Below are 10,548 nucleotides of genomic sequence, written 5' to 3'. Positions count from 1 at the left end.
TTTTAGATTTTAGATTTTAGATTTTAGATTTTAGATTTTAGATTTTAGATTTTAGATTTTAGATTTTAAAGTCGCTTTGCTCCTTTTGGAATTTGGGATTTAAAAAATTGGGATTTTATTTAAAATTTCAGCTTTGCGAACTTAAATAAAGTCATAGTAAAGAAAAAAACCTTGCGTTCTTTGCGTTAAAAAAAACAAAAACAAAACAAAAAACACTATATGAACTTAGAAAGTCCAAAAGTTACAGTTCAGAAATCAGCACAGGATTTATTCGATCAACTGACTGACGTAAAGAATTTCGAAAAATTAATGCCAGACAATATCGCTAAATTTGAAGTAACTGGCGAAGACGCTTTTATTTTTGGATTGAAAGGGATGCCTGAAATCAAATTGAAAATGAAAGATAAAGTAGCGCCAAACAAAATTGTTTTGGGCGCTGCAAGTGATAAACTTCCGTTTACACTAACTTCAAACATTGACACTGTTTCTGATTCAGAAAGTGCTGTTCAATTGTTCTTTGAAGGCGAATTCAACGCTATGATGGCAATGATGGTTAAAGGTCCAATTAGTAAGTTTATTGAAACTTTAGCAAACAATATGAACAAGTTATAATGGTGAATTGTAAATTGTGAATTATAAATGAAAAGTCCAATCTAACGATTGGACTTTTTTATTTTTTGTAATTTATCATTCTTGAAGGTGATAAACTATGTGGTAACTTTGCGTTAGACGCACTGCAGTGCGTCTCTACTGAAAATTCTTTATCAAAAATCTTAGAATCTTAGTAACTCAGAACCTTAGCACCTTAGGTTAGACGCACTGCAGTGCGTCTCTACAGAAAAAACCTTAGAATCTTAGTAACTCAGAACCTTAGTCACTTTCTCAATAAAGCATCTTAACCTCTTTAATCTCAAATTCCACAACAGAATCATCTTCTAATAAAACCTGTAGTTTACCAATTGGAGAAACTCCTTGAATGATTCCCATAAAATCCTGGTTGTTATTGTCTCTAAATGCTGTTGGAACACCTTTCTTAAATAAGAAATTAAAATAATCCTTCCAGAAATTTTCCGAATCGGTTTTCCAGAACTGAATCTTTTCTTTTAGTTTTTCAACGATTAAAATTGCTAATTCTTGCTTATCAAAAGGTTTTCCCGAAATCACTGCTATTGAAGAAGCATTTGGCAATTCATCAAAATCGATTTGATTGACATTAATTCCGATTCCGACAACTGACACAATTCTGCCATCGCTTTTTAAGGTGTTTTCGATTAATATGCCAACTAACTTCTTATTGTATGACAGAATGTCGTTTGGCCATTTTATGCATATATTAGGAATATTTATCGATTTTAAAGTTTCTGCAACAGCCAAAGAAACAGCTACGCTAAGATTAAAGACTTGCTCGTTATCAAAAAGAAAATCTTTTACCAAAATGCTCATAGTTAAGTTCTTACCAGCTTGAGTCTTCCATACTCCACCAACTTGTCCTTTCCCTTTTGTCTGATTTTCAGCTGTTACGACCGTAAAATTCTCCAGTTCTTCTTTGCTGGACAATGATTTTAAGAAATCATTTGTCGAATCTATGGCATCGAGTTTGATTAGTTTCATTAAATAATTTAAATATCTTAATTTAATATTTTGTTAAGGTTCAAAAATAATCACAAAATTTGGTAACTTTACAAATTCATATAAAATAATTCATGGCGAAAAAGACTATTAATAATGATGTTCTACTGGCGAACATAATCAAAGGGATTGAGGAAGTAAAAGGAAATGATATCGACATTCTTGACTTAAGAGAAATAGATACAGCTGTATGCGACTATTTTGTTATTTGCAACGGTAGCTCAAACACCCAAGTTAACGCCATCGTAAACTCAATTCAAAAAACTGTATCAAAAGACTTAAAAGATAAACCTTGGCACGTAGAAGGAACCGATAACGCAGAATGGGTTCTTATGGACTATGTACACATTGTAGTACACGTTTTCCAGAAGCATATTCGCGAATATTACAACATCGAAAGCCTTTGGGGCGATGCCAAAATAACTTCAATCGAGAACAAATACTAAAGAAACTTTCATTAAATGGCTAAAGATAACAATCCAAATCCGAATAAATTTAAAATAAGTCCTTGGTTAATATACACCGCAATACTTTTAGTTTTTTTATTCATAAGTTTTGCCACAGGAGGATCAAGCTTAAGCGAACCTGCTCAATTAACTTCTTCTAAATTCAACACCCTTTTAGAAAAAGGACAGATTGAAAAAGTAATTGTTTACAATAAAGCAGAAGCTGAGGTATATTTAAATGCTGCCGCTCTTAAAGATCCGGCAAATAAAAAAGTAGCTGAAGATATTTTCAAACAACCAAACAAAGGTCCACACTATACGTTGGAAATTGGTAATGACCAAATCTTTCAGACTAAACTGGAAAAAGCAGTTAGCGAAGGGAAATTAAAAGATTTTAACTTCCTTCAAAAAAATAACTGGAGCGATATTTTAATCAGCTTACTTCCTATCATCATCATTGTTGGTGTATGGATTTTCATTATGCGTAAAATGTCTGGCGGAGGTGCTGGCGGAGGAGGACAGATTTTCAATATCGGAAAATCTAAAGCTAAACTTTTTGATGAAAAAACAGACATTAAAACAACTTTTAAAGATGTTGCAGGTCTAGAAGGTGCAAAAGAAGAAATTCAGGAAATCGTTGAATTTCTTAAAAACCCAGAAAAATACACGAATCTTGGAGGTAAAATTCCAAAAGGCGCTTTACTTGTAGGACCTCCGGGAACTGGTAAAACGTTATTAGCAAAAGCTGTTGCTGGTGAAGCTCAAGTACCTTTCTTCTCTTTATCAGGTTCTGATTTCGTAGAAATGTTCGTAGGAGTTGGTGCTTCACGTGTACGTGACTTATTTAAACAAGCAAAAGAAAAATCTCCTGCTATTATCTTCATCGACGAGATCGATGCTGTTGGTAGAGCAAGAGGAAAAAGCAATATGTCTGGCGGAAACGACGAGAGAGAAAATACTTTAAACCAATTACTAACAGAAATGGACGGTTTTGGTACAAACTCTAACGTAATCGTTTTGGCTGCAACTAACAGAGCTGATGTTTTAGACAAAGCTTTAATGCGTGCTGGACGTTTTGACAGACAAATTTTTGTTGACTTACCAGACATTCGCGAAAGAGCTGAAATCTTCAAAGTACACTTAGCTCCTATCAAAAAAGTTGAAGGTCTAGATTTAGATTTCTTAGCTAAACAAACTCCAGGATTCTCTGGTGCTGATATTGCCAATGTTTGTAACGAAGCCGCTCTTATCGCCGCACGTAACAACAAAGCAGCAGTTGACAGACAAGATTTCCTTGATGCTGTAGATAGAATTATTGGTGGTCTTGAAAAGAAAAACAAAATCATTACTCCAGAAGAGAAAAGAGCAATTGCAATTCACGAAGCTGGTCACGCGACTGTAAGCTGGATGTTAGAGCACGCTGCACCACTTATTAAAGTAACAATTGTTCCTCGTGGACAAAGTTTAGGAGCTGCATGGTACTTACCAGAAGAGAGACAAATCGTAAGAACAGATCAAATGTTAGACGAAATGTGTGCTACTATGGGAGGTCGAGCTGCTGAAAAAGTAACTTTCGACAGAATTTCTACTGGTGCTTTAAGCGACTTAGAAAAAGTAACACGTCAGGCTCGTGCAATGGTAACAATTTATGGATTAAACGATAAAATCGGAAATGTTACTTATTACGATTCAACTGGACAAAGCGAATATAATTTCTCTAAACCATATTCTGATGAAACTGCAAAAATCATTGATGCTGAAATTTCAGAATTAATCGAAGGTCAATACAAAAGAGCTATTCAGATATTAGAAGAAAATAAAGATAAATTAAATCAACTTGCTGATATTCTGATCGAAAAAGAAGTTATTTTCAAAGATGACTTAGAAAACATTTTCGGAAAACGTACTTTTGATAAAAATTTAGAAGAAGTAGTTTCATAAGTTAATTACGAAATACGCAATAATTTTTTAAAATCTTAATTCAAAATACCCTTTTGAATTAAGATTTTTTTATCTTTGAACGTTTTCAATTAACATGTAAAGCATTTCATATAAAAAAATGAATTTTTTCAAAAAAATATTTGGCTCAAGCGAAGCCGCTTCTGATGAAGAGCACGAAAGCGAATATGCGGGCACACCTGCTCAGAATAGTCATTTATCTTTAGATGAACAGTTTATTTTCAACTTCAAAAAGAATGGAGGTAAATTTTTATACTGTGAAAACACTCTAGAAGTTGCTGAACAATTTGAAAACATTTTAGAAGAAAATGATTGGTTCGAAAATGAAGTTTTATGCTACGAACCGGCACTTTTTGGTTTACTGGAAGAAAACAAATTATTTTATATTGCTCCAACAAAACCAAGATTCTTATTAGCAAGCTGTGAAAACCTTATAGCCGATGAAGGTTCGATTTTATTTTCATCGAAACAAATCAGACAAAACAAACCAAACGAATTACCTGCTAATATTGTTATTATTGCAACCACAAGCCAAATCCTTCCAATGAAAAGCGACGGATTGAGCGCTATAAAACGCAAATACGAACGAGACTATCCTACTAATATCACTACAATAAAATATTTCGAAAAAGCGAAAGAAGAAGATTTTACACAATACGGAAGTGTTGCGAAAAACCTATATTTACTGCTTCTAGAAGATCTTTAAGATGAACGAAACACTGAAGAGAACCATTTCTGGTGCTGTTTATATCGCTTTATTATTAGCTTCGATATTGTTTTCCACAGAGAGCTTTATTACTCTTTTTGGTATTTTCTTGATTATTACGATATACGAATTTTCTAATATCGTAAAATTGAACAAAGTGTTTTCTATATTTTTCGGAATCTTAGTCTATGCAGCAATTATCCTTGTTAGTCATTACAATAAAGAAACGAGCCTATTTTTAAATGATTCGTTTAATTCTAATATAAGCTTAGAAACAAACATTAAACAGCTCGATTTAGTCTTGCTGGCAGTTACTATTGTTGTTTCCATTAAATGCATCATATTCTTATTTTATGATTCTGTACAAAATGTAAGCACCTCTTCAAAATATTTATATCTACTAGGATATATTACACTTCCATTTGTATTTATTGTCAAAATCTCTTTTGGAACAAATGATTATAATCCGAAAATTATTTTAGGTTTATTTGTCTTGATTTGGACCAATGATACTTTTGCGTATTTAGTTGGAAAATCAATGGGAAAACACAAATTATTTGAACGTGTTTCGCCTAAAAAAACAATTGAAGGTTTTATTGGCGGTGTTGTTTTTGCTGCATTTGCAGGTTTTTTGATCTCTAAGCTTTACATTCAGCCAAAACCTGAGTTTAGCAGTAAATCGATTTTAATCTGGACTGTTATCGCATTAATAGTAAGTATTTTTGGAACTATTGGAGATTTAATAGAATCCAAATTTAAACGAATTGCAGGAATAAAAGACAGCGGTTCGATAATGCCTGGTCACGGAGGTATTTTAGATCGATTAGATAGTGTTATATTTGTAGCACCAATTATATTTTTATTTTATCAAATTTTATATTATGTTTCATAAAGAGGGAGGCCCGTCCATTTTATTAGGTACTGTATTTACTGTAGCTGTACTTTTACTTGCTGATAAATTCATTGATATTGCTTGGCTGAGAATGCTTGTTCAATTTGCAGCGCTTGTAATTTTGATTATTATTTTACAATTCTTCAGAAATCCGAAGAGAATTGCAGTTAGAAACAGTGATCATATCCTTGCTCCAGTAGATGGAAAAGTGGTGGTTATTGAAGAAGTTTATGAAGGAGAATATTTTAAAGATAATCGTTTACAGGTTTCTATTTTTATGTCGCCAATCAATGTGCACGTTACTCGTTACGCAATGGATGGTATCATCAAATTTAGCAAATATCATCCTGGAAAATTCTTAGTTGCTTGGCATCCAAAAGCAAGTGAAGAAAACGAAAGAACTACAGTAGTTATCGAAAATGAAACTTTCGGCGCTATTTTATATAGACAAATCGCTGGAGCATTGGCTCGTAGAATTGTAAATTACGCTAAAGAAGGAATGCAAGTGATTCAAGGAACTGACGCTGGTTTCATTAAATTTGGATCGAGAGTAGATTTATTTTTACCTTTAGGTACACCAATCAATGTTGAGTTAAATCAGAAAGCGATTGGAGGAAAAACAATTATTGCTACAAAGGCATAAATGGCTGATAAAGATTTAGATATTCGCTTTGCTAAAGCTGTAGAAGTTGCGATGACAATGACTCAGGCTTCACTGCCGCAAGATGTGCAGTTGAGACTTTACGCTTTTTACAAACAGGCCACTTTTGGTACAGCAGTTTACAATCAATCTGAAAATTTTGATTTAAGAGATGCTTTTAAAACCAATGCTTGGATGCAAATTAGCCATATGTCGATTGATGAAGCTAAAGAAAATTATATCGAGATCATCAATTCATTAACATCAAAATAAATAACATTATGAAGAAAAACGTTGTTCTTTTTAGCACTTTAGCTTCATTTTTACTATTGTTTTCTTGTAAAGAAGATAAGCTGACAGAAGTTGTTGAGGTTCCTCTGCCAACAAAAGAGGAAAAAATAACTATTGGTTCGCCAAATGATGTTAAAGCTGATGCCGGTTCTTTTGAAATGACGAAACTGCCATTTAATTATGATGCCCTTTCGCCAGACATTAGAACTTTAACTTTAGAAACTCATTATTCTAAGCATTATTTATCGTTCACAAATAATTTCAATAAAGAAATTCTTTCGACTGAATTTGAAAATATGCCTATTGAAGACATTTTAAAAAAAATGCCTCTTACTAATTTAAAACTTCGTCAGAATGCTGGCGGATATTACAACCATACGCTTTATTTTAATACCTTGACTCCAAAAGAGCAGACTCCAAAAGATACGCTTGCAGGTTCAATTAATAAAGAATTTGGTTCGTTTAATAATCTAACCAATCAATTTAAAGCGCAATCAGAAAAGCAGTTTGGTTCTGGATGGGTTTGGCTGGTTGTAGACCGATATGGTAAATTACAAATTACTGCAACTGACAATCAAGATAATCCGTTAATGAAAAATGCTTTGATTCCTGGAACACCAATTATGGGAATTGATCTTTGGGAACATGCTTATTATTTAGATTACCAAAACCGAAAAGGGAGTTATATTGATGCCTTTTTCAAACATATTAATTGGGAAAAAGTAAACGAATATTACGTTGAAGCACTCAAAAAGGTTAAAAAAGTATAGAAAAAAAGCTGATGCAATTAAGTATCAGCTTTTTTTTATACCTTTTAGGTACTTAAACGAAGATCATGAAAGACATTGCCAATCGTTTTATAGAAAACCCTTTATTATCACCATCAGATTTACCACCAAGCAGAGAAGGATTAGAAATTACCTGTTTGCTGAATCCTGGCGTGTTTCAATTTCAAAATAAAATCTGGCTTGCAGTGCGAGTTGCAGAAAGACCAAAACAAAGCGAAAATATCATTTCGTTTCCTGTTCTTAATGACGCTGGCGCCATTCAAATTATTGAAATTTTAAAAGATCATCCGGAACTTATTGCAACAGATGCACGAGTAATAAACTATCAAGGAATTGATTATTTAACTACTCTATCTCACATTCGTTTATTATGCAGCACAGATGGGAAACATTTTTACGAGCCAGAAGATTACCCTTATTTGGTTGGTGAAGGTATTTTGGAAACTTTCGGAATTGAAGATTGCCGTGTTTCTTTAATTGAAGGAAAATATTACCTCACTTTCACTTCAGTTTCTGGAAATGGCGTTGGTGTAGGTTTAAGAACCACAACGGATTGGAAGAATTTTCAAAAACACGGAATAATATTTCCTCCTCACAATAAAGATTGCGCTATTTTCGAAGAAAAAATAAACGGATTATTTTATGCTTTACATCGTCCGAGTAGTGTGGATATTGGCGGAAATTATATTTGGATTGCTTCTTCTCCAGATGGAATTCATTGGGGAAATCATAAATGCATCATCAAAACCAGAAAAGGCAATTGGGACAGTAAAAGAGTTGGCGCTGGCGCTGCACCAATTAAAACCGAATTGGGCTGGCTCGAAATTTATCACGGAGCAAACGAATTTCATCAATATTGTTTGGGCGCATTTTTAATGGATTTAGAAAATCCTTCAAAAGTAATTTCAAGAACTGAAACTCCAATTATGTTTCCTAAAACAAGTTATGAATTAAGTGGTTTCTTCGGAAATGTCGTATTCACAAATGGCCACATTATTGATCCTGATGGCGATACATTAACGGTTTATTATGGCGCTTCGGATGAATTTGTGTGTGGCGCGCAATTTTCAATTAGAGAAATCCTTTCGTTACTTAAAAAGGTTTAAAAACAAAGAAACTTGTCTAGAGAATTACTAGACAAGTTTCTTTTTTAAACCTTTTTTTCTTTTTATTAATTCACTTCATAAATAAATGATTCAGAAGGCTTTATTTTAACTCTTGCGGAACCTTCTCCATTTTTAACTGTAAAATAAGTTTTACTTGCTGAATATATTTTATCTACAAGCACATAAGAACCATCTTTCAGCTTCCACTTTGAAATAATAGATGAAGGAATTTTCAAATCAAATTCGCTTTCTTTTTCTGATGAGAAATTAGCTATTACAATTAATTTTTGGCTCTCTGACCAACGAACATAGCTATATAATAACGCATCATAATTTGAATTTCCTTGACGATTTACGGATTGAATTTCCTCAAAACTTCCCATTAAAGCACTGCTTTTGATTGTGAAATTCAACAAACGTTTGTAAAAATCACGAAGTTCTTTTTCTGAATTAGAAAGCTGTCCGCCATCAAATTTACCATCATTCATCCAACGCTGATGATTTGGAACTCCGATATAATCAAAAATGGATGTTCTCGAGCGTTTTCCAAAACCGGCATCTTCGTTTCCTGATTCCCCTACTTCTTGCCCGAAATAAATCATTGTTGGCGAAGTACTAATCGTTGCCGAAATTACCATCAAAGGTTTTCCTCTTTCTGGCGTTCCTGCAAATTCTGGACTTGCTAAACGCTGTTCATCGTGATTATCTAGAAAATGAAGCATATGATGTTCGATATCCGACATTCCGTTTTGGATTTTTGTTAATTCGTCAGGCGAAGATTTTCCACGAATAACATCTTTCAACTTATCGTAAGTTTCTACTTTATCATACAAATAATCCATTTTTCCTAAACGAATATAATTTCGGTATTCATTAGGGTTATAAACTTCTGCCAATAAAAATGCTTTTGGATTTTTCATTTTTATAGAAGAGTTCATATAACTCCAAAATTCGTAAGGAACCATTTCTGCCATATCATAACGGAATCCGTCAACTCCTTTTGCGATCCAATACAATGCAATATCTCTAAATTTCTTCCAAGAATTTGGAACATCTTTATCTTGCCAAAAAGCAAAATGCTCTTGATATGATTTTTGGTCAAAACCAGCAGGAAGTTCAGGAAAATCTTTAGTTCCGCCTGGGCGAACTCCATAATTTACTTTTACCGTTTCATACCAGTCATTTTGGTCTGGTTTGAATTTTCTTGAACCATTTCCGGTCCATTTCGCAGGATTTTCGTCAAACTTTCCATCAATCAATGGATTCTTTTCTCCATTTAAAGGAACATCTCCATCTGGAATTTCGAAATGCTCATTTGGAATATAATAGAAATTATTATCTCGTTTGTATTCAACCGTTACATCATCATCTGCACCAAAATCATTTATGCCCGCAGGATTTGATTTTCCTTCGTATTTACGAGCAATATGATTAGGAACAATATCAATAATTACTTTTAAACCCGCATTGTGAGTCCGTTTTATTAAAGCTTCAAATTCTTCTAAACGCTTTGCAGGATTAACAGCCAAATCCGGATTTACATTATAATAATCTTTCACAGCATAAGGCGAACCTGCGCGTCCTTTTACTACTTCTGGATCATCATTTGAGATTCCGTATGCTGTATAATCGCGCACTAAAGCATGATGAGGCACTCCAGTGTACCAAATATAAGTAACACCTAAATCTTTTATTTCATGAAGCGCTTTATCTGTAAAATCATTAAACTTTCCAACACCGTTTTCCTCGATAGTTCCCCAAGGTTTATTTGTTGTATTTTTATTTCCGAAAAGGCGTGTAAAAACTTGATAAACTACAACTTTCTTTTCTGTTGCAGTTTGTTCTTTTGCTGTACTCATTTTTAAATCTTTTGTTTTACAGGCTGAAAATAGTACAGTTAACGTAATTCCGGCTGCAATTATTTTTTTACTTATCATATCTTTTTTGGCTATTCTTAACTTGTCTTATAATTTAAATACCACAAAAGGCATTAAAACTAATCTCTAAATGTAATTCATTTTTTAAAATTCAGAACATCATCTTTTTAAAATGCTCTGTTTTAAGTCTAAAATACCACAACTACAACGTGAG

11 protein-coding genes are annotated in these 10,548 nt (G+C 33.3%); 9 read left to right on the top strand and 2 right to left on the bottom strand.

Translation table 11 applies throughout. The annotated features are described in order from the left end of the window. Positions 1-219: 219 nt before the first annotated feature. Positions 220-612, top strand: coding sequence for an SRPBCC family protein (locus DM444_RS01190; RefSeq protein WP_111283220.1), 393 nt, complete (start codon positions 220-222; stop codon positions 610-612). 270 nt (positions 613-882) lie between these two features. Here the strand turns inward: DM444_RS01190 and DM444_RS01185 are convergent, their stop codons facing one another. After that, positions 883-1,611 (bottom strand): biotin--[acetyl-CoA-carboxylase] ligase, encoded by a 729-nt coding sequence (locus DM444_RS01185; protein WP_111283218.1) that lies wholly within the window; start codon positions 1,609-1,611, stop codon positions 883-885. Positions 1,612-1,703: 92 nt separating this feature from the next. On the opposite strand from DM444_RS01185, the gene rsfS reads away from it, so the two are divergent. The 8 genes from rsfS to DM444_RS01145 all read left to right on the top strand — a co-directional run bounded on the left by rsfS (position 1,704) and on the right by DM444_RS01145 (position 8,457). Further along, the gene (gene rsfS, locus DM444_RS01180) at positions 1,704-2,075 is read left to right on the top strand and encodes a ribosome silencing factor (RefSeq protein ID WP_008462770.1); all 372 of its coding nucleotides are present in this window, start codon (positions 1,704-1,706) and stop codon (positions 2,073-2,075) included. A gap of 15 nt (positions 2,076-2,090) precedes the next feature. After that, complete coding sequence (gene ftsH / locus DM444_RS01175) at positions 2,091-4,016, top strand: ATP-dependent zinc metalloprotease FtsH (RefSeq protein WP_111283216.1); 1,926 nt, start codon at positions 2,091-2,093, stop codon at positions 4,014-4,016. 118 nt (positions 4,017-4,134) lie between these two features. After that, the gene (locus DM444_RS01170) at positions 4,135-4,740 is read left to right on the top strand and encodes a lactate utilization protein B/C (RefSeq protein ID WP_111283214.1); all 606 of its coding nucleotides are present in this window, start codon (positions 4,135-4,137) and stop codon (positions 4,738-4,740) included. A 1-nt stretch (position 4,741) separates the two neighbouring features. Beyond that, positions 4,742-5,632 carry a phosphatidate cytidylyltransferase gene (locus DM444_RS01165; protein WP_111283212.1) on the top strand — a complete coding sequence of 297 codons (891 nt, stop codon included), beginning with the start codon at positions 4,742-4,744 and terminating at the stop codon, positions 5,630-5,632. Then, positions 5,622-6,275: a phosphatidylserine decarboxylase family protein gene (locus DM444_RS01160; RefSeq protein WP_111283210.1), complete on the top strand. Its 654-nt coding sequence runs from the start codon at positions 5,622-5,624 to the stop codon at positions 6,273-6,275. The genes DM444_RS01165 and DM444_RS01160 overlap by 11 nt, the downstream gene beginning before the upstream one ends. After that, complete coding sequence (locus DM444_RS01155) at positions 6,276-6,545, top strand: acyl-CoA-binding protein (protein ID WP_111283208.1); 270 nt, start codon at positions 6,276-6,278, stop codon at positions 6,543-6,545. Between the two features lie 8 nt (positions 6,546-6,553). Then, positions 6,554-7,333, top strand: coding sequence for a superoxide dismutase (locus DM444_RS01150; RefSeq protein WP_111283206.1), 780 nt, complete (start codon positions 6,554-6,556; stop codon positions 7,331-7,333). A 65-nt stretch (positions 7,334-7,398) separates the two neighbouring features. Continuing rightward, complete coding sequence (locus DM444_RS01145; protein WP_111283204.1) at positions 7,399-8,457, top strand: glycoside hydrolase family 130 protein; 1,059 nt, start codon at positions 7,399-7,401, stop codon at positions 8,455-8,457. 65 nt (positions 8,458-8,522) lie between these two features. On the opposite strand, the gene DM444_RS01140 is transcribed toward DM444_RS01145, so the two are convergent. Further along, entirely contained in the window at positions 8,523-10,394 is a 1,872-nt protein-coding gene (locus tag DM444_RS01140) for an alpha-amylase family protein (RefSeq protein ID WP_111283202.1), read from the bottom strand. Positions 10,395-10,548 lie beyond the last annotated feature (154 nt).

The organism is Flavobacterium ginsenosidimutans (assembly GCF_003254625.1).
Classification (GTDB): domain Bacteria; phylum Bacteroidota; class Bacteroidia; order Flavobacteriales; family Flavobacteriaceae; genus Flavobacterium; species Flavobacterium ginsenosidimutans.
Note: the sequence above shows the minus strand (reverse complement) of the source record. Positions and strands in the feature narration are given on the sequence as shown.